Source organism: Caballeronia cordobensis, assembly GCF_001544575.2.
GTDB lineage: Bacteria > Pseudomonadota > Gammaproteobacteria > Burkholderiales > Burkholderiaceae > Caballeronia > Caballeronia cordobensis.
Genome location: NZ_FCNY02000005.1, coordinates 184,276 through 205,158 on the forward strand (window position 1 = coordinate 184,276; position 20,883 = coordinate 205,158).

The 20,883-nt window shown below is 68.1% G+C and carries 15 protein-coding genes; 4 read left to right on the top strand and 11 right to left on the bottom strand.

The features are described 5' to 3' along the window. Positions 1–142 precede the first annotated feature (142 nt). From AWB70_RS38725 to AWB70_RS11650, 4 genes are all read left to right on the top strand, one after another. A complete protein-coding gene (locus AWB70_RS38725; protein WP_053570159.1) occupies positions 143–1,096 on the top strand; it encodes an anti-sigma factor family protein in 954 nt (317 codons plus the stop codon). A 91-nt stretch (positions 1,097–1,187) separates the two neighbouring features. Next, entirely contained in the window at positions 1,188–2,024 is an 837-nt protein-coding gene (locus AWB70_RS11640) for a hypothetical protein (protein ID WP_053570158.1), read from the top strand. A 29-nt stretch (positions 2,025–2,053) separates the two neighbouring features. Next, positions 2,054–2,947, top strand: coding sequence for a Tll0287-like and HAMP domain-containing protein (locus AWB70_RS11645; protein ID WP_053570157.1), 894 nt, complete (start codon positions 2,054–2,056; stop codon positions 2,945–2,947). A 3-nt stretch (positions 2,948–2,950) separates the two neighbouring features. Beyond that, a complete protein-coding gene (locus tag AWB70_RS11650; protein WP_053570156.1) occupies positions 2,951–4,300 on the top strand; it encodes a serine/threonine-protein kinase in 1,350 nt (449 codons plus the stop codon). Positions 4,301–4,302: 2 nt separating this feature from the next. Here AWB70_RS11650 and tagF read toward each other — a convergent pair whose 3' ends face one another. From tagF to AWB70_RS11705, 11 genes are read right to left on the bottom strand one after another with little or no spacing between them, the layout of a single operon-like run. Beyond that, entirely contained in the window at positions 4,303–4,845 is a 543-nt protein-coding gene (gene tagF / locus AWB70_RS11655) for a type VI secretion system-associated protein TagF (protein ID WP_143281630.1), read from the bottom strand. Then, positions 4,827–8,336 carry a type VI secretion system membrane subunit TssM gene (gene tssM / locus AWB70_RS11660; protein ID WP_053570154.1) on the bottom strand — a complete coding sequence of 1,170 codons (3,510 nt, stop codon included), beginning with the start codon at positions 8,334–8,336 and terminating at the stop codon, positions 4,827–4,829. Before tssM ends, tagF begins: the two co-directional genes overlap by 19 nt. Continuing rightward, positions 8,333–9,667, bottom strand: a complete 1,335-nt coding sequence (gene tssL, locus AWB70_RS11665) for a type VI secretion system protein TssL, long form (RefSeq protein WP_053570153.1) — start codon at positions 9,665–9,667, stop codon at positions 8,333–8,335. Before tssL ends, tssM begins: the two co-directional genes overlap by 4 nt. Before the next feature lie 28 nt (positions 9,668–9,695). Then, a complete protein-coding gene (gene tssK / locus AWB70_RS11670) occupies positions 9,696–11,030 on the bottom strand; it encodes a type VI secretion system baseplate subunit TssK (RefSeq protein ID WP_053570152.1) in 1,335 nt (444 codons plus the stop codon). A gap of 8 nt (positions 11,031–11,038) precedes the next feature. Continuing rightward, complete coding sequence (tagH, locus tag AWB70_RS11675) at positions 11,039–12,406, bottom strand: type VI secretion system-associated FHA domain protein TagH (RefSeq protein ID WP_053570151.1); 1,368 nt, start codon at positions 12,404–12,406, stop codon at positions 11,039–11,041. A gap of 9 nt (positions 12,407–12,415) precedes the next feature. Next, positions 12,416–14,389: a type VI secretion system Vgr family protein gene (locus tag AWB70_RS11680; protein ID WP_053570150.1), complete on the bottom strand. Its 1,974-nt coding sequence runs from the start codon at positions 14,387–14,389 to the stop codon at positions 12,416–12,418. Then, positions 14,376–16,985 (bottom strand): type VI secretion system ATPase TssH, encoded by a 2,610-nt coding sequence (tssH, locus tag AWB70_RS11685; protein WP_053570149.1) that lies wholly within the window; start codon positions 16,983–16,985, stop codon positions 14,376–14,378. Before tssH ends, AWB70_RS11680 begins: the two co-directional genes overlap by 14 nt. Positions 16,986–16,989: 4 nt before the next feature. Further along, positions 16,990–18,006, bottom strand: coding sequence for a type VI secretion system baseplate subunit TssG (gene tssG, locus AWB70_RS11690; protein ID WP_053570148.1), 1,017 nt, complete (start codon positions 18,004–18,006; stop codon positions 16,990–16,992). Next, on the bottom strand, positions 17,991–19,853 hold the full coding sequence (tssF, locus tag AWB70_RS11695) for a type VI secretion system baseplate subunit TssF (protein ID WP_053570147.1): 1,863 nt from the start codon (positions 19,851–19,853) through the stop codon (positions 17,991–17,993). Before tssF ends, tssG begins: the two co-directional genes overlap by 16 nt. Then, complete coding sequence (gene tssE, locus AWB70_RS11700; RefSeq protein WP_053570146.1) at positions 19,850–20,353, bottom strand: type VI secretion system baseplate subunit TssE; 504 nt, start codon at positions 20,351–20,353, stop codon at positions 19,850–19,852. The genes tssF and tssE overlap by 4 nt, the downstream gene beginning before the upstream one ends. 13 nt (positions 20,354–20,366) lie before the next feature. Beyond that, entirely contained in the window at positions 20,367–20,858 is a 492-nt protein-coding gene (locus tag AWB70_RS11705; protein WP_014193150.1) for an Hcp family type VI secretion system effector, read from the bottom strand. Positions 20,859–20,883 lie beyond the last annotated feature (25 nt).

Genomic DNA, 20,883 nt, shown 5'->3' on the forward strand with positions numbered 1-20,883 from the left:
TTAGCGCATGGAATAAACACCGTTTCCGGGTGTTGTGTGATTAGCCCCTCGTATCCGGGGGGCGTGGGACGCGCGTCCGGTTCGCCGGACAGCGCGTGAGACCGCGCTGCACAATCCGCCGCGAACAGCGCTTGAAAGCCTTATGACACCGGACGACATCGAACTGCTGGCCTACGTGGACGGCAAGCTGCCCGCGCCTGAACGCGCGGCGCTCGAGCGCCTGCTTGCCGCATCGCCCGATGCGGCGTTGCGTGTCAAACGCCTCGAAGCGTCGAGCCTGCCGTACGCGGAGGCCTTCGCGTATCAGCGGCTGCCGCCGGTTCCGCCGTCGCTCGCACGGATGATCGACGGCATCGCGCAGGCCGCGCGCCTCGACACGCCGGGGCCGGCTCACAGCGGGCGCGGCGCCGGCGCCAACGACGACAGAAACATCGGCGCGCCCGTATGGCACGCGACGGCGCGGGTCCGCAGGACAGCCGCGGCCGGCTGGCTCGCCGCGGCGTTCTTCGCCGGCGCACTTGCATGCGGCTTCGCGTTGCGCTTTGGTTACGACGATGCCCGTCTCGTGCCGCATCAGGAAGGCGCTCAGGCGTCGGCTCAGGTATCCGCGGACCCGGCGGCCGCGCCCTGGGTCGAGGCCGCCGCGCACTATCAACAGCTTTACAGCCGGGAAACGCTGGCGAATGTCGAGGCCGATGCGGCCCTCTCGCAGACGACGCTCGACAAGATTCGCCAGGACGACCGGCTCGCCATCGGCATTCCCGACTTGCGCGCGTACGGCCTCACGTTCAAGCGCGTCCAGCGCCTGCAATTTCATGGCCGGCCGCTGGTGCAGATCGTCTACCTTCCCGCGCAGGGCAATCCCGTCGCGCTGTGCCTGATGCACGAAGCGCAGGCTGACGCGATGCCCGCCGACCGCACGGTCGCCTCGATGGCGGTCGTCACCTGGCGCCGTGCGCACATCGGTTATGCGCTCATCGGCGCATCGGGCGACGCCGCGCTGAACCGGCTGGCGCGCAGCCTCGCGCAGGGCGACGCCGCCTCGCTGTTCGGCGCAGCAGAGGGTCTGCGCACCCTCGTCGCATCGTCCAGCTGAGGCGAGACAGCACGGAATAATCGCGCTTCCCGGCTGTTGTGTTGAAGAGACCGGCGTCTGCCGGACCACAACGCATCGACCGGCGGCGAGGATGATTCATCGATTGCCCTTCAGCACAGCAGGACTTGTCATTGCCGCGGCGGTAGCGTCGCCCGCTTACGCGGGATGGACGCTCGCGAGCGCCGATGCGCCCGTCAGCGTGATTCGCGGAGAGCGCCTGAGCGACCTCACCGCGGGCGCGAGCCTGCGCGAAGGCGATATCCTCGAATCACGCGAAGGCGTCGTGCACCTGCAGGACGAACACGGCACGCTGCTCGCGCTCGGCGCGCGCACCCGCGCCATGCTCGCCGCGGATGCGCACGTCGCGCTGCTCGACGGCTGGCTCAAGGTGGCCGCCGCACCCTGCGACGCTCACGCATGCGCTGCGCCGCATGTGGATACCGAGCGCGGCGCGCTGGATATCGGCGCTGGCGCTGCGGCGATCGTGCTCGCGCGCGACGATACGAACGCCGTCGATATCTTCAGCGAAACCGGCACGCAGACCCTCCCGGCGAAACCGCCCGTGACGCTCGCCAGCGGCCGTTTCGTCACCCTCGATGCGCATGCCGGCGCGCAACAGTCGGCGCGGCCATCGAGTGCATTTCTCGCCGATATGCCCGTCGCCTTTCGCGACGCCTTGCAGCCGCTCCCGCCCGCGAAGCCGTCGCAGAACGCGCCGGTTTCGCGCGCCGTGAATTACGGCGATGTCTCGCCGTGGCTCGTCAGCGGCCTGCCCGAACGCAGGACATTCCCTGCGCGCTTTCGCTCGCGTCTTGCCGACACCGCTTTTCGCCGCGACGTGGATGCGCATCTGAAGGCACTGCCCGACTGGCGCGCCCTGCTCTATCCGCCGCGTCGCCCCAGCGCCGAGGGCGCGCGTCATCCATAAGCATTGCATATCATCACCATGTCATCGCCATGAAGCTCAGACTGTCTCTCACCGTCAAATTCAACCTCGTGTTCCTGGTCATTTTCGCGGTCGCACTGGTGGCGATCGGCGCGGTGTCGGACCGCCTGCTTCAGAAGCAGGCGCTCGAAGAAACCGTGCACGATGCCAACGTGCTTGCAAGCGCGGCATCGTCGATGCAGAACTACACGGCCGCGCACGTGACGCCGCTGCTCGCCACTCAGGTGAAGTACCGCTTCGTCCCCGAATCGATTCCCGCGTTCTCCGCCATCGAAATGCTGAACCTGCTGGAGAAGGACTTCCCGAACTTCTCTTACAAGTCGACGATGCTCAACCCGACCAATCCGCGCGACCGGCCGACAGACTGGGAAACGGACGTGATCCGCCATCTGCACGATCATCCCGAACTGAAAACCCTTTCCGGCGAACGCGATGCGCCCGGCGGCCGGGCGCTGTTTCTCGCGCGTCCGAGCCGCATCACCGATGCCGCGTGCATGCAGTGTCACAGCACGCCATCGGCCGCGCCCGCGACGGTCACCGAGAAATACGGCACCGCGAACGGCTTCGGCTGGACCATGAATGAAGTCATCGGCGCGGAGTTCGTGTCGGTGCCGATGGCGCAACCCGTGGCGCGCGGCCGCGCCGTGTGGCGCACCTTCATGCTGTCGCTGACCGGCGTGTTCGCGGTCTTGCTGATCGCGATGAACGTCATGATGCATGTGCTGATCACACGGCCGATCCGCTCGCTGTCCCACGCCGCCGATGAAATGAGCCTCGGCAAGCTCGACACCGTCATTCTGCAAACGCGCGGTTCGGACGAGATCGCCTCGCTCGCGGTGTCGTTCGGCCGCATGCGGACGAGCCTCGTCGAAGCGTTCCGCATGCTCGACGAAGAGCAGGCCTAGCCGATGCCATCGGCAGACGACGTGCCGGCAACGCTTGGGCGCTACGTCATCGAGCGCGTGCTCGGGCGCGGCGCGATGGGCATCGTCTATCTCGCGTTCGATCCGCATATCGAGCGGCAGGTCGCGCTGAAGACGCTGCACCGCCTTGCCGCCGACGACGCCACCGCCGCGCACGAACTGACCGCGCGCTTTCTGAACGAAGCGCGCGCGTCCGGACGTCTCGTGCATCCGAACATCGTCGCGATCTACGACTACGGCGAAGCCGACGACATCGCCTTCATCACGATGGAATACGTGCGCGGGGAAAGCCTCGCCGCGCGTCTCGCCCGGCACGCGCGCACGGCCACGCCGATGAATCCGGCCAGCGCGCTTCGCTGGTTCGCGCAACTGCTCGATGCACTCGACTACGCGCACGAGGCTGGCATCGTGCATCGCGACATCAAACCGGCCAATCTGCTGATCGCGCCGCGCGGCGAATGCAAGATCGCCGATTTCGGCATCGCCCGTCTCGACACGTCGGCGCTCACCCAGACGGGCACCTTGCTCGGCACGCCGAGTTACATGTCTCCGGAACAGTTCACCGGCGATACCGTCGATGCGCGCGCCGACCTGTTCTCTGCCGCCGTCGTGCTCTATGAAATGCTGACTGGCGTGTGCCCGTTCACCGGCACCCCGGCGGCGGTCATGCGCGGCATTCTCGACGACATGCCGCCGCTTCCGTCGAGCGTCGCGCGCGGCGTTCCCGCTTTTATCGACGACCTCGTGATGAAGGGCATGGCGAAGCGCCCGGACGCCCGCTTCACTTCGGCGCGCGAATGGCGCGACGCGGTGCTGGCCGCGCTCGCTGCCGATGCACAGGACGATGCCGAACGCACGGTGATCGCCGCGCGCGTTCCGCCCGCCGCGCTGGATGCGCTCGTTGCGCCGCCCGCCTTCGCGCCGGACATGATCGCGCAAATCGAAAAGCGCCTCGCGAGCCACGTGGGTCCGGTCGCATCGCTGCTGATGCGCCGCGCCTGCGCGAACGCGGCGGACATCAATACGCTGCGCGGGCGGCTCGCGGCACATCTGCCGACAGACGAAGCGCGCCGCGATCTCGATGCGTTGCTGATGCGCCTGGCAGCCGTTACGCCGCCTTCGCCCGACGCACGGGCGCAGACCGTCAGCGCGGAAAGCGTGAACGAGGCCGCCGCGCGGCTCACGACTTATCTCGGCCCGGTCGCGCGCATCGTCGCACGCCGCGCCGCCGCGCAATCCGCCGATCTGCCCACTTTCTATGCGCGTCTGCTCGACGCCGTGCCCGACGAGCATCGCGAGACCTTGCGGCGCGAATGGGGCATCGCGGGCGGCTAGCGTCAGTCGCCGAGCAGACGCAAGAACAAGCCGGAGTCGAGCGCGCCAGTGTGCCGATGCGCTTCGCCGTCCGCTGCCGTCCACCACGTGCTGCCGCTATCAAACGAGGTTGCACGGAACGGCGGCGCAGGCAATGCCGCGAGCCGCGCCTCGAATGCACGCAATGAAAACGACGGCGCGAGCGTGGACAGCGCGAGCGCAGCCGCCGCTTCGTGCCACGGCGAATCGCAGGCGCACGACGCGCCGTCGGTTTGCCGCGCGACGATCAGCGGGAAGTAGCGCCCCACCGCATCGATGCCGGGCATCAGCACGCCGGCATACGCGCATTCGTCGAACGAGCCGGGACTTGCGCAGAAGCGCCACACGGGCATCGCGAGATAGTGTTCGAGCCAGTCCTCCGGCGCACGCTGGCGGGCCGTCAGCAGGCCGCGTTGCAGCCAGGCGTCGCAGGTTTTCACGAATGAGTCCGGCAAACCGCGCCCGACGAAGTCTCCGTGCGTGCGGACCTTGCCATAGAAGCCCGCGCTCATAACGAAGCCGGGCAACGGAAGGCATTCAGGACGCCCGCGCGGAACGCATTGTTCACGCTGCTGGCAACGAGCGACAGCACGACCTTGCCGCCATCGAACGACACACTGAAGCGATCGGGTGGCCCGGCCTGTTGCACCCGCGCACCGTCGAACACATGAAACAGCGCCCACGGTCCGTCCGCGCGCAGCGGCGTACCGTCGGCGGGATCGAGTTCGACATGGGCCTGCCCCGTGCCCTTGCCGCTCGGCCAGCGAAACTCGGCCGTGGCGTTGGGCGCGTCGCCCGAGGCGGCGAGCTGCGTGCCGTCGATATCGAGCACGAAGCGCTTCACCGACGGATCGAGCGACGTCACTTTCGCCGTGAAGCGAACGGACACATCGCGGCCGCCGTCGCGGAACAGCGCATCGCGCAACATCGCGGCACGCTGGAACTGCACCGGCACGTCGTCCGACAGACCGAGCGCCTTCGCCTCGGGACGCCACTTCCACACCGCCCCCGACGTGTCGACGCGGCTCTGCAGATTCTGCTGAAAGAACGTATCGACGAGGCCGCCGGGCGCGAGCACGCGCGCGAAATCGTCGGGGGCTGCGTCGCGCGCTGCGCCGCGCACCAGCGGATAGCGCCCGTCGAGCGCCTGTCTGCACGCCGGCGCGACGCTAGCCGCCCACGCGGACTGCAACTGCGCCCGCTGGCTCTGGATCTGCACGGTATCGGCGTTGCCGGCGACGCCCTGCAGGATGGCCGCGAGCGGCGCGGGCGCATTCTGCGACATCAGCTTGAGCCGGTCCAGCGGCGCGGTCGCGGGCAGCGGCAGGGACTGCCTGCGCGCGGTGTCTTCCGCCTGCAAGGTCGCGGCGGCGTCTTTCAGCGCGTTGACGTAGTCGTCGAGCGGTGCGCCGGCGAGATCGTGCAGCGCCTGGAAATGCGCATCGACGAGCGTCGGCGCGGCGGGCGCGTCCGTCTCGACGCCGATGCGCTTGCGCAGCGTGTCGAGCTTGCCGGGCTGCACGGCGGGCGGCGTAAAGCGCGTTTCGCGCGCAATCCCTTCGATCAGCGCGCGCAGCGGCGAATTCGGCGCGCCGAGCAGGTTCGCCACGCGGGCGCCCTGATCCGGCGCATCGAACGGCACGACGCCGATATCCGCCAGCAGCGCGTCCCATTGGCGAATGGTTTCGTCGCTATAGAGGCGTGTGAGCGCGGTGCGCAACGCGTCCGTATCCTGCGCGCCGGCGCGGGTCTGGCCGTTGCCGAGCACCCAGTCGTCCTTGGGCAGATTCGCAAGCGCCGCTTCGCGCAGACGCTCGAACGCCGCGAAGCCCTCGCGCGTATAGGCGCCGTCGATGCCTTGCGTGAGCGGCGCGCCGCTCTTTCTGACGAACACGATCTGTCCGCTCGGACCCGCCGCCTTCGCGACCGTGAATTCCGGCAGCCGCTGCTGCGCAAGCTGCTGCTGGATGCGTCCGTCGAGCCGCTGCGCCAGCGGCACGCGATTCAGCACGGCGCGCGCCTGCGCAATCAGGCTCTGGTCGAGCGGCAGGTTCGAATCGAACTGTCCGCGGCTGAACAGCGCCCGGAGATGACGCTCGATGTTCGCGCGCTCTGTGTCGCTCGCGTCCTTCATGGCGCCCTGCCGCCAGGTGCGCATCGCCCAGACCTGCAGTGCGTCGGGGTCGAAGTGGGCCGGATCGCCCAGCATCAGATACGCGCGCAGGGCCTCGTAGAGCGTCGCTGTATCTTCAGACCCGGCGTGGCGCAACTGGTCCTCCATGCGCTGCACGACGATCGGCAGCAAGGTCTGCCGCAACAGCCGCTGATAGACGCGCTCGGCTTCGAGCCCGAGCTTCTCGCGCTGATCGAGCCCGAAGCCCGCCCACCACGACGGTTCGCGCGAGGCGCGCTCGGCATCGCCGCCGGGCAGATCGCGCGCGGCATCGAGCAGCGGCAGCACGGCGAGCGGACTGTCGCCGGCGCTCGTCTGCTTCGCGCGTTCCGCCAGCGCCGCGATCTGCTGACGGCTTTCCTCGACGAAACGCCGGTTCTGCCGGTCGCTGGCAATCAGTCCGGCCAGCCCCGCCGCGAGCAACACGCCGATCAGGCCGACGGCGATCCGCTGAAAGCGCGTGCGCCGCCGTTCCGTGCGCGGATCCGTGCCCGCGATCCCCTGCTCCGCAAAGATCACGTCACGCAGCAGCCGCTTGACGAAGTAGGCGCGTCCGCTCGATGCATCCGCCATCACGACTTCGCGGCGCAGTCCGAGCGAGCCGGCCATGGCGCTCATCATGCGGTCGAGCGGACGGCCGCTTTGCGTGCCGCTCGTGAAGTAGACGCCGCGCAGCAACGCCGCGCGGGAGAAGCGCGAATCGCCGAAAGCATCGTCGAGAAAGCGCTGCAACGCCTGCTCGATGCCCGCGAACTGCTGCGGGAACGCGTGGATCAGCGCGCGGCGGCGCACGTCGGTTTCCTGCTGCATGCGTTGCAGCACGCGGTCCTGCACCTGCCGGTGAAGCAGACGGAACTCGTCGGGAAAGCGCGCGAGCGGTGTGGCGGCCTCGGCTTCGCCCTGATCCGATGCGAGCGGAAACGTCACGCCCCAGACCTGTTCGCGTTCGTCGCGGCCGAAGTCGTCGAAGTATTCGGAGAAACCCGCGAGCATGTCGCTCTTGGTGACGACGACGTACACCGGCAGACGCACGCCGAGTTGCCTGTTCAGTTCGGACAGACGCTCGCGGATGGTCACCGCATGCGCGGCGCGCGCTTCGTCGGACTGCTGCAGCAGATCGGCGACGGACACCACGGCCATCACGCCATCCAGCGGGCGGCGCGGACGATATTTGCGCAGCAGGGCGAGAAAGCCGAGCCACGCGCCGCGATCCGCTTCTTCATGGCTATCCTGCGTCGTGAAGCGGCCGGCGGTATCGAGCAGCACGGCGTCGTCGGTGAACCACCAGTCGCAATTGCGCGTGCCGCCGACCCCGCCCACCGCCTGCGCGCCCAGCCGGTCCGCCAGCGGAAAGCGCAGGCCGGAGTGCGCCAGCGCGGTGGTCTTGCCCGCCCCCGGCGCGCCGACGAACATGTACCACGGCAGATCGTAAAGCGCTTCGCGGCGCGGCCTGAGCCAGCCGGCCACGCCCTGCTTCGCGCCGCCGCGCGTTTCGCGCAGCGTTCTGAGAGCGTCTTCGAAACGCGTGCGCAGCGTGGCGAGTTCGGCATCGGCGGCCTGGCGCGCGGGGTCCGGCTCGCGCCGCGCGGGATCGAGCGCATCGGCGACGAGACCCTGCACGAACTTCGACCCGGCGATGCGCGCCTTGGCATACCGCACGCCCCAGTATCCCGCCCAGCACAGGACGATCAGCGCGACTGCGAGCCACCGGCGTGCTGCGCTGTCGAGCGGCGCGCGTCCGTCGAAGGCGACGAGCGGCCCGTAGAACCATACGAGCGCAACCAGCGCGAGCACGCCGGCGAACGAGACGACAGCAGGCTTCTTCAGGGTATCGATCCACTTCATGGTGCGGCTCCCGGCGAAAGAATGTCGATGCTCACGCGGCGATTGCGTGCGCGCCCGGCGGCCGTATCGTTCGAGGCGACCGGTTCCGTGTCGCCGCGTCCTTCGGCGCTGACCCGGGCCGGATCGGGCAGTTTCGCGGCGAGCATCGCGCGCACCGTGTCCGCGCGCGCCTGCGAGAGCGCAACGTTCGACGGAAAGCGCGCCGACACGATGCGCTGGTTGTCCGTATGCCCGATCACGACGACATTGCCCGGCTTGTCGCGCAACGCTTCGCCGATGCGCTGCACGAGCGGGGCGAAATGCGCATCGAGATCGGCGCTGCCGGACGCGAAAATCTGCACGCCTTGCGCCGTGTTGTTGAGCGTGACGGTCGTGCGGTCCGCCGACTCGCCGACCGTCACCAGCCCCTGCGCGATCTCCGGCGCGAGGAAGCCGCTCAGCGCGGCGGCCAGCTTGGGCGCGGCCTTCGTCTTGTCGGCGAGCACCGGCGCGGGCGCGACCCGGATCGCGCGCATCGCGGCGAACACCGGATCCGAGAACGCGTTGATGCGCAGGCCGAGCACGAGCCCCGCCGTCATCAGCACGGCGGCTGCGAGCGCGAGCGCCACCCACAGCGGCAGGAAGCCGAGCAGCCGTTTGCGTTCGCGGTCGGCGGGCCGCCAGTGCGGCGACAGCGCCCGTTCCATCGCACCGCGCTGCGCGCGGATCATCTGTTCGAGGCGGGCGCGAATGTCGTCGAGCTGACGCTTGCCGCCTTCGATCAGGCGATAGCGCCCGTCGAAGCCGAGCGCGAGCATCACGTAGATGAGTTCGAGCATGTCGATATCCACCGCCGGGGTTTGCGCCAGCCGTTGCAGGATGACGAAGAGCCGCTCGCCACCCGATGCCTCATTGTGAAACGTCACGAGCAGACTGCGGCGGCCCCAGACGCCCGCGCCCCACGGCGTGGCCGCAATGGCTTCGTCGATGAACGTGCACAGGCAGTAGCGGGCCGGTCCGAGCTGGGCATCGGGCACGCCGAACGAGCGGCCATCGGCCTCGAACCTGCGCACCATCTGGATAAGCTGTGCGCGCAGGGCTTCGAGATCGGGGTGGCTCGCGAGCCGGCGCAGCGGCAGCGCGAGTTCGAGCAGCGGACTCGCCGCGCGCAGGAGCGGATTGCGCCCCGCGATCGAGGCGTCGAGCGGCGCGAGCGGCGCTTCTGACGTCGCGGGCGGCGCGCCGGCGTTCGTCGCGGGCTCGCGCTTGCGGCCGGGCGTCGGCATCCGGATGGTCTGGGCCGCGTCGAGAAACACCGCGTCGTCGAGCGGCGGGTGGGTGTCGTTGGACATGGAAAGGCTTCCTTTAAACGGCGTGGCTTCAGTGCCGGATCGCCCAGAGTTCCATCGCGAGGCCGGGGAATTCGCCCGCGACGTGCAGCGCCATGCCGGCGGAGGACGCCAGCGTCGCCCATGCTTCGTTCTTGTCGTCGAGTTCGAAGTAGCTGTAGCCGGCGTGGAACGGCAACTGGCGCGGCGCGACGGCGAGCGCGCGCAGCGCAATGCCGGGCAATTGCAGATTCACGAGGTCGCGGATCTTTTCGATACTGCCGATCTTCACCTGACTGCCGAACCCGGACAGCAGCGTGTCGGTCGGCACCTGAGCGCGCGCCGCCAGCACGAAAGTCGCCCCGGTGAAGAGCGCGCGATCGTTGACCAGCGCGACGCGCAGGCCGTAGCGGCGCTCCTCCAGCGCAATGGACACGACCTGCGGATCGGCCACGCGCGACAAGGCGAGGCGCAGCGCGGCGATCACCGGCTCGAAGCTCTCCTTCAGCCGTTCGTGCCGGTACGCGGGAAATTCCGGCGGCCGGCGGCCCGCCTGACTGAACGTGGCAAGCTCCCCCGCGAGGCCGATGCACACCCGATAAAGCGCCTCGGGATGCAGCCCGCTCAGCGCGTTGAAATGCGCGACGAGCGGCTGCGCCCGGTTGACGATCTGCAGCAGCAGGAAATCGGCGATCTCGGCCATGCCCGCGCCATCGGGCTGCGCGAGCCGCCCCGCAAGCGCTTCGCCGCGCTGCTGCAGCAGGCCGGCAAGCTCCGTCGCAAAGCGCGCGAGCTTGCCCGCCACGCGATAGTCGAGACACGGCGCGCAGTATTCATCGTCGAGCACCACACGGCCGTCGCTCTTGCGTTCGATCACATGCGCGACCCCGGCGCACGCATGGGCATGCGCGACGTCGGGCGAGAGCGCGAGGCGCAGACGCAGCTTGCCCACCTGCAGCAGCGTGGCGAGCGCATCGGCGTCGTTGCTGTCGTGAACTTCGACATCGCCTGCGCGATAACGCGCGAGATTGTCCGCGTGTTCGTCGCCGCCCGATTCCGGCGAGCCGGGGCGTCGCACCGGCAAGGCGAGCATGACCGTCACGTTCGCCGCGTTCTCGGGAATCTCGAGCGGCTCGGGCAGGTCGTCGTCGGCGGGCAGGCTGAAGGGCGTGCCGTCCGGCAGCACGCCGGCCACGGATCTAAGCGCGAGCTTGCCGAGCTTGAGCAGCGCCTCGTCGATTTCGAGTTTCGTGAAGCCCCACGCATACGGACGCAGTGCGCCGGCGCGGCCTTCGAGCAGCGCCTCGACATGACGGTCGTGCTGCTGCAGATGCTGCGGCTGGAGGAACATGCCCTCCGACCAGATGACCTTGTTGTTCCAGTACATGAGCTGACTCAGTCTTTCGGGGATTGCAGCGCATCGAGCTGCGCCTGATACGCACGGCCGAACGGCTCGCCGAAGCGCTGCTGAAAGTCGTCGCCGGTATCGCGCGACACGCGTTCCCAGGTCTTGACGTAGCGCTGCCACAGCCGCGCCTTGCGATTGCCGACGATGGCGTGGAACCGGCCCGGCGCGTCGAGCGAGCGTTCGATGGCGGCCGGTTCGATGCGCGCCATGGCGTCGTCGAGCGCGGCGCGCATGCCGGCGATGAGCGCCAGCTCGTGCGTCTGGATGTCGTGGAACGCGGCGCGCATGGCGTCGTCGGGCGCAAGGTAGCCGCGGCCCCGCGCGCCGAGCATCTGCGTCAGCGCACGATCGGCGTCCGGAAAGAACTTGAGCGGATTGTTGTCGCGCTCCTCGATCATCGTCATGGCCATGCGGGTTTCGCGCTTGGTCATCGCCCGCGAACGAAGGACGGACATCGCGCCCTGCGTGGCCGTGCGCAACATCGATCCGATCAGGCGCGCGAGGTCCGGCGCGGCGATGTGCGCGACGTCGGCATGTTCGACGCCGAGGCCGTCGAGCAAGGCATCGAGCAGCGCCGCTTCGTTCTGCGGCGTATCCGCTTCGTCGTCTTTCCATGCAGATGGTGGCGCATCGCGCACCTCGTGCGGCGGTGGCATAACGGGCAACGCCGACATGACGCGTTCCGGCGAGACGTGCTCCAGACTGCGCACCGCCGCCTCCACCCGTGGAGCGCGCGGCGCGCCCGCGTCGCGCAGCGGATCGGCGCCGCTCAGCGCATCCATCAGGGCCTGACTCGCATCGCCGCCGAAATTGCCGGGTTCGCGCAGGAGCGGCGTCGCGGCAAGCGGGTCGGGGGTGAAGGGGGCATCGTCGTCGCCCGGTCCGGCGTGAGACGCGGTGCGGTCATGCGGCGCGTTCCAGTCGTCGGGAATGAGCGGCGCGGGCGGCGGCGCCTCGAATTCCGGCGTGGCCGGCAAGGCCGCGGACGGAACCGGCGCGGACGGCGCGGGCTGCGTCATCAGCGTCTGGTCGACGGCGAACACCGTTTCGACCGACACGACCAGCGTATAAGCCCCGATCCCGATACGGTCGTCGTTCGACAGGACGGCCTCGCGCTCGGCCCCGAGCGCCTCGTCGTTCAGGAGCGTCGGATTGCTGCCGGCATCGACCAGAACGTAGGTGTCGCCGCGGCGTTCGATGCGCGCCTGAATGCGCGAGATGCCGCGCTGCGCGTCTCCCAGCACCAGCGTGCACTCCGGCGCGCGCCCGATGGTGGCGCCCTCGTCGATTGCCATCGTATGCGGCGCGGCGCGCTCGTCGCCTTCGCCGCCTCGCACTGTCAGCGTCAGTGTCATCGTGATCTCCTATTTGCGGCCCTTGCTGGCGCCATCGTCGGCATCGCGCGGCGGCGCGGGCGGCGCGGGCGGAATGGCGAGCGGCACCGGCGGCACGCCAGGGCCGATCGGAATCGGAAAGCTCGACATCTCGATCGTCTCGGGACCGATGAGGATGTACGACGCGCCGGCGCGCAATGCGATGGTCGCGCCCGCCTCGACTTCCACCGCCGCGCCCGCCTTGATGCGCACCGTCGCGCCCGCCTCCAGCGAGTACGCCTCGCCGACAAACTGGTCGTGCGTCGTCATGCTCGCCGCCGACACGCCGCCGAGCACGCGCGACGTGCTTCGCCCCGTGACGGAATCGTTGCGCGCGCCGCGCGTCGCGCGGAACTCGTCGCCGCCGATGCTCACGTGGCGCTCGCCCGATACGTTCATCAGGGCGTCGTTCTTGATCCAGGTTTCGTGATCGCGTTCGGCATGAAAGAACATCTGCTCGCTGCCCTTGCGATCGTCGAAACGGACTTCGTTGTAGCCGTTGCCGCCTTTGGTCGACTGGCTCTTCAGCGTGGAGACGGCGCTTTGCGCGGGCAGTTCATACGGCGGCATGTTGGTCGAGTTGTAGGCCGCGCCCGTGATCACCGGCCTGTCCGGGTCGCCCTCGACGAACTCGACGAGCACTTCCTGCCCGATGCGCGGCAGGAACATCGCGCCCCAGCGCCGGTTGGCCCAGCCTTGCGCAACGCGCACCCAGCAGCGGTCGAGCGGGTTGGCGCCGTCGGTCTGCGTGAGTTGTTCCCAGTGGAACCGCACTTTCACGCGACCGTATTGATCCGTGAGGATCTCCTCTCCCGGCGGCCCGATCACCACGGCGGTCTGCGGTCCGGCGACGCGCGGCGCGGGCGTCACGCGCGGCGAGCGGAACGTGGTGTCGCCGCGGATCGCCCGGAAGCGGCAATCGAAAAGCGGCCGGCTCGGATCGTCGGAAGATACATAGGCATCCGACACGATCTCCGCGTGGTTTTCGATCACCAGATACTGACGGTTCTGCGCGCTCGCAGGATGATCGCGAAGACGGAACAGCCCGCCCGCCGCGATGCCACGCACGGTGCTGCGCCCTTCGATCGAATCGTTCTGCGTCTGATGGATCTCGACGTTCACGCGCGCAAGCCGCTCGCCGTCGCCCGCCGACAGATGTCCGGTCAGATGCTCCTGCATCAGATAGCGCGGCGGGTCATACGGCGCGCCGCGCGTGGCCCGGGCGACGAGCCCTTCGCTGTTGCTGACGGAGGCTTTCTCGAAGTCGTAATCGTTGACTTCGTAGCGCCCCGTTTCCAGCGTCGCGCCCGATACCCAGCGATACACGCATTCCTCGTCCTGCCGTGGCGTGTCCCATGCCTGAAACGGCACCGTGCCGTAATGCGCGATGGGCCGGTGTTCGGCGCCGGAGTCCGCGAGCACGAGCGTGTGCTTGCCGCCTTCGTGCTCGAAGAAATAGTGAATGCCTTCGCGCTCCATCAGGCGGCTGACGAAATCGAAATCCGTTTCGCGGTGCTGCACGCAATGATCGAGCGGCGGATAACTCGCCGTGCACGCGTTACGAAAATCGACGTCGTACGATTCGAGCACCTTCGACACGATCTGCGGCACCGTGCGCTGATGGTAGAAGCGCCGGTGCGCGGCGCGCGTGAGCAGCCACATGCGCGGATGCACGATCGCTTCGTAGCGCGCCATGCGGTTCTTCGTGCTGTCGCCGGGAATCAGGAGACGCAGCGTCGTCACGATGCCGTTGAACTCGCGCGCGCCGCCGGCGGGATAGTCGAGCGTCACCGTGAGGTCCTGCCCGAGCACCTTGCCCGGATCGATGTCGTTATGCATCGAAAGAAAAACGATCTCGTAACGGCTCAGACGCCCGAGCGCCTCGCTGGCGGACATGCGCAGGAACACGGCATCGCCGCCGAGCGCCGCGCAATTCAGGCGCACATGGCGTTCAGTCGAAGGCATACGTGAACTCCTCGTCCTCGACGCCCACATGCACCCGCGAAAGGGCCGTGCCCGCCATCACGCGCGACAGATACTCCGTACTGATGCGCGGCAGCACGCTGTTGGTGAGGATCGCGTCGATCATGCGGCCGCCGCTTTCCAGCCGCGTACAGCGCAGCGCGATCTGCGCGACGACGGCATCGTCGTAAGTAAACGGCACACGATGCATGCTCGTCACCCGCTCCGCCACGCGCCCGAGCTGCAGCCGGATGATCGCGCGCAGCATGTCGCCGGAAAGCGGGTAATACGGAATCGTCACCATGCGCCCGAGCAGCGCGGGCGGAAACGTCTGCAGCAGTTGCGCATGCAGTTCCCGCTCGATCACCTCCATCGGCGCGGGCGCCCGCGGGCCGGCGCACAGTTCCGCGATACAGTCCGTGCCCGCGTTGGTGGTCAGCAGGATCAGCGTGTTGCGAAAATCGATGGAACGCCCTTCGCTGTCGTCCATGCGGCCCTTGTCGAAGACCTGGAAGAACAGTTCGTGCACATCCGGATGGGCCTTCTCCACTTCGTCGAGCAGCACGACACTATGCGGACGGCGGCGCACCGCCTCGGTCAGCACGCCACCCTCGCCGAAACCGACATAGCCCGGCGGCGCGCCCTTCAGGAGCGACACGGTATGCGCCTCCTGATACTCGCTCATGTTGATGGTGATGAGATTCTGCTCGCCGCCATAGAGCGCCTCCGCGAGCGCGAGCGCCGTCTCCGTCTTGCCGACGCCCGAGGTTCCGGCCAGCAGAAACACGCCGACGGGCTTGTTCGGATCGTCGAGTCCCGCGCGCGAGGTCTGCACGCGGCGCGCGATCATGCGCGTGGCGTGGTGCTGCCCGATGATGCGCCTGTCGAGCAGTTCGTCGAGACGCAGGACATTGCCCACCTCGTTCTTCAGCATGTTGAGCACGGGCACGCCCGTCCAGTCCTGAACGACCGCCGCGACCGCGTGGCGATCGACGCCGGGCAGGATCAGCGGCGCTTCGCCCTGATGCAGGGCGAGGTGCGCCTGACGTTCGCGCAGCGCGTTCAGATCCGCGTCGGGCGCGTGTTCGCGCAACGCGCGGCGGCGCGCGAGGATGTCCTCGACCATGCCGCGCTCGGCGTGCCAGCGCGCTTCGAGGGCCGCCAGATGCGCGTTGGCAAGCTGCAGGTCCGCGGATGCCGCTTCGTGCCGTGCCGCGGTATCGATGCCGATGGCCGCCTCGCGCGCGATGACGTCGAGTTCGGTCATGAGCGTCTCGATGCGCCGCCTTGCATCGTCGACGGCGGGCGGTGTCGCATGCTGGCTCACGGCGACCCGCGCGCAAGCGGTGTCGAGCAGGCTCACCGACTTGTCGGGCAACTGACGCGCCGGCAGATAGCGATGCGAAAGCCTCACCGCCGCCTCGACGGCTTCGTCGAGGATCTGCACGCCGTGATGCGCTTCGAGCGCAGCCGCGACGCCGCGCATCATCGTCACCGCGCGCGTCTCGTCGGGCTCATGCACCTGCACGACCTGAAAACGCCGCGTGAGGGCGGGATCCTTCTCGATGTGCCGCCGGTATTCGGACCACGTCGTGGCCGCGATCGTGCGCACGGCGCCGCGCGCCAGCGCCGGCTTGAGCAGATTCGCCGCGTCGCCTGTGCCCGCCGCCCCGCCCGCGCCGATCAGCGTGTGCGCCTCGTCGATGAAGAGGATCACCGGCTTCTCCGCGGACTGCACCGCATCCAGCACCTGACGCAGACGCGTCTCGAACTCGCCTTTCACGCCCGCGCCCGCCTGCAGCAGCGCCACGTCGAGCGTGCGCAGGCTCACGTGCCGCAAGGCGGGCGGCACATCGCCCGCGACGATGCGCAACGCCAGCCCTTCCACGACCGCCGTCTTGCCGACGCCGGCCTCGCCCGTGAGAATCGGATTGTTCTGCCGGCGGCGCATGAGAATGTCGATGACCTGGCGGATTTCCTCGTCCCGGCCGACGATCGGATCGAGCTTGCCGGAGCGCGCGTCCTCGGTCAGATCGACGGTGAAGCGTTGCAGCGCGTCGTTCGTCCGCGGCGCGCCCGCGTCCGCCGAAGGCTGCGGCGCGGGCGCTGTCTGCGCTTGCGTTTCGGGCGAGCCGTCGAACAGATCGGCATGACGCTCGACGATATCGTCCGTCTTCACGCGGTCGAACTCGCGCGAGATGCCGCGCAACACGTTGCGCAGCGCGGGCGTCCGCAACATGCCAACGAGCACATGCGCGCTACGTATCGCGTGCGCCTCGAACAGCAGCGATGCATGCACCCAGCCGCGCTCCACCGCTTCTTCGAGTTGCGCGCCGATATCCGTCACCGACGATGCGCCGCGCGGCAGACGGTCCAGCGCATCGGTCAGATCGCGCGCGAGCACCGATGGATCGATGTCCGCATGGCGGATCACGCGATGCAGATCGGAATCCGGCAACTGCAATACCTGATGCAGCCAGTGCACGATCTCCACATACGGATTGCCGCGCAGACGGCAGAACGTCGTGGCGCTTTCCATCGCGCGGAAGCTGAGCGTGTCGAGTTTGCCGAACATGACGGCACGGCTGATGTCTGCCATTGAGCTAGTCCTTTGCATGAGATGAGGCGAGCGGCCGAAGCATGAGCTGCGTCGCGTCGCGGCTCGGCGCGCGCGCATGCAGCCACGTCGTGTAGCCAAGGCGCTGATGCCGCCCGAGCGCGAGACGCGGGACGTCCGCGCGCTGCAATTGCAGATTCACGTCCCATTCGAGCGGGTCGCGCACATAGAAGCGCACCCAGTCGACCAGGCGCACGAGGCTCGCGCCATCCGGCAGGAAGCGCGCGTAGTCGTGCAGCGAAAGCGGGCCGAGCACGATGCGGAACTTGTGCTGGCGATCGAACACGCGCGCGCCGAGCATCGTGCCGACGCCCATGCGCGCGCCGTCGTCGGGCGCGCCGAGCCGCGAGCGTGCCTCGTCAGGCAGCTTCAGCCAGTGACCGACGTTCTGCGTCACCTGCACCGGCAGCCCGAAATAACGCGACAGCACCAGCCGCAAGCCGGCGGCATGGCGCGTCGGCCCCGCCAGCAGCCCGGCGAAATGCAGCCTGGCAAAATCGTGCACCGAGTCGCGGTTGCGCAGCGATGGCTGATTGAGCCCGAACACCGTGCCGACATAGGACGAAAAGCGGTCGTCGTCGCGGCGATCCAGACTGACGACCGGCTGCGCGGCCGCCCATGCGCGATAGAACAGCGACGTCATGCGGTGATGAAACACATCGAGAAAGCGCGCAAAGGTCGGATCGCCCGCATTGCGCGCGCGATCGCGCACGTATTCGGTCAGATGCGTGGGCATCGGGCCGTTCGGTCCGAGCAGGCCGAAAAAGTTGACGGCGAGCCTGGGCGGCTGTGCCTGCATGCCGACGAAGTGCTTCAGCGTGGTCGGAAAGAAGATCAACTCCGGTTCCTGGCCGAAGCGCACCGCATCGTCGCGCGGACGCAGGGACGCGCCGGTGCGCGGCCACGCCGGATGAGCCGCGTCGATGAGCCTGACCGCCTGAAAAAAATCGAAGCGGTTCGCATCGGCGGCGAAGCGTTCGAACAAGGTCACAGCGTCCGGCATCGTCCGCTCTCCGGCGCCCAGCGCATGATTTCACCGCGCGTCACCGACGACACGATGGTTTCCGTGAAGGCGTTCAACGAGACGTATTGCTCGAAGAAGCGCGCGAGCACCGCGCCGAACAGAAACGCGCTCGCGCCTTCGAATCCGCTCTCGTCGAGCAGCACGTCGAGTGCGAGGCCGCGCCCGAATACGATCGGCCCGCGCGAGGGCAACCGGCGCGTGACCGCGTTCGAGCGAATCGAGCGCAGTGCATCGATCTGACGCGCGGCTGCGCTGTCGCCTTCGGGCGCGTAGAGCGCGAGCAGATCGCGCATGGCGCGCGCGCCGCTGCCGTCGGCATCGTCCACGAGGGAGCCGTGGTTCAGCGACAGATGGCTCAGCAGCCGCCATGCGACCGCGCCCTGTGCGTACGAAGGCAACGGACGGCTCGGCGCGGCCACGCAGCGCACGGCCGCGACGGGCGCTTCGAGTTCCAGCGTGAAGTCGGTCTCACCGCGTCCGAGCGGCATGGTCAGCGTGAGATCGCGGTTGGTGCACAGCACGCTGATGCCGAGCTGATGAAGATCGGCGGGATAAGGCGACTCGCGCGTGTCCACGAGCGCAATCCACGTTTCGCTGCCCGCATAGGAGGAACGCGCGGCAGACCGGACGCCGCGCTCGTTCTCGCGCGCCGACGGCAGACGCTTCTCGCGACGCACCTGATAGAACGCGGCATCGGGCTCGTCGATGCCGAGATCGCGCATGCGGTAGAACGGCTGGAATGCGATCTCGCCGCCGCCCGCACGGTATCCCGTCACGCCCTGAATGCGGACCACCTCGAAATCGCGCGGCCGCGTGCGATCGACGACGACGTGATGTTCGAACTGCTCGCCCGTTACGGCGATGCGATCGGCGCGCCGCGGGAACAGATTGATCGCGGGCGTGCAATGCAGGGCGAAATTCGCCTGATCGACGACCTGTTCCAGCGCGGTGTCCGCGCGCGACAGCAGCACGACCAGTTCGATCTCGCTCTTGTCGCAGCGCGCCAGTTGAGCACGCAGTCCCTCGATACCAATGAACATGAAACGCTGCGGGCAGGCGAAATACTCCTGCAGCAGCCGATAGCCCGGAAACGATTGCTCGCTCACGGGCAGCAACGCTTCCTCATCACTGAAACCGAGCGGGCGCAGTGCGGAGGCCGGCAGCACGGCATCGCCCGCCACGACGCCGAGCGTCGAGCCAATCAGCAACTCGTAGAGCTTCGCGGCGACGCCATCGTTGCCGCGCAAATAAATGGGCAGACGATCGATCGCGAGGTCGCGCAGCTTCCGCCCGCCGGCCGCGCGCAAGGTCAGACGCAGGCCCGCCTTCACGCCGCGAGGCAGGCGCGCTTCGATGCCCGGCATCGCGCCGGTATGCGTGAAGAGCCGCACCGCCGACAGTTCGATGGGCCACAGCGTCAACCCATGCGCGGTGCGGAATTCGCAACGCGTTGCGCGTTCACCGTCGAGCCGGCCGTGCAAGGCGGTGCCGCGCGGCACGGGCACGCCCTCGGCGAGCGCGGGATGCGTCATGTCAGGCTGCACGTGCACGACGGTCATCGCGGGCGTCGGTGCCAGATAGTGCGGATAGACCAGTTCCGCCAGATGCTGCGTGAAGCGGGGAAACTCCGCGTCGATCTTCATCTGAACGCGGGCGGCGAGAAAGCCGAAACCTTCCAGCAGACGCTCGACGTAAGGATCGGCGCATTCGAAGCCTTCGAGTCCCAGCCGTCCCGCGATCTTCGGAAACGCCTGCGCGAATTCGCCGCCCATTTCGCGGATATGCTGCAATTCGCGGCTGTAGTACTGGATGAGGTCGGGGTTCATCGCTCGATGGCTCCTTCGAATACCTTGGCCTTGCCTGCTTCGAGATCCAGCTCCGTGCGCAGATAGAGGCGCTCCGGCACGGGATGCGCATGCAGATCCGCCTCCACGATGAAGGCCAGCGCGTTGTGTTGGATGGCCGCGTCGTCCGACTGCATGGCGCGCACCCGCAGCGTGCCAGGCACGATGCGCGGCTCGAACGCGCCGATGGCGTCGCTCATCAATCGTTCGATGCGTCCGATATCGACGTTCGACGCGCTCTTGCCGGCCAGGTCCGCGAAGCCGAAGTTGAGCACCGATGCCGCGACTTCCGGAAAACGCGCGATATCCTGCGCCGACGCGATACCCTGCGCGTTGAGCAGCCAGCCGATATCGCGCATCACGCTCAGGCGTTGCGCGCGCGCCGAACTGGCCCGGTGCTCGCGCCCTTCGCGCGATGCGCCGGGCGCATGATCGGTCAGACGGTCGAGCAGCGACGGCCGCACTCTGTCCGCGTTTCTCATGCGGATGCCTCGCTTACGCGGTCGCGTTGGCGGGGATGTTCCACTTGCTCTCCACCACGCCGCCCTGCGCGGACCCGGTGCTCGGGTCCTGTTGCTGATACGTGACGTGAAACTTTTCGAAGTTGAGCGTCACCGTCTCCGTGAAGCGATCCTCGGCGTCCGAGCCCCCGGTCGCGTAGTTCGTCACGATGATCTTTTCGAGCTCGATGGTGTAGTACTCGAGCGGCTTGGTGCCGCCCGCCTTGCGTACCGTGAGCTTGCCGGTCGGAAAGTGCTTGCCGGTGGCGCAGGCGGAAATGATCGACGGCGTGCCGCGGTCGGTGTATTTCGTGATGGTCAGGTCCTGCACCGCGACCTTGCCGCCGCCGCCGCCCGTGCCGAGGTGCATGGTCCCGGACTGCGACAGACCCCAGCTCCACGAGAGCACGTCGATCTCGTCCTTGTGCTTCGAATCCAGCGATTCGCCCTTGACCGTGTCCAGCTTCAGAAAAATATCGACTGCCATGACGTTTCCTTATCGATGATGGATT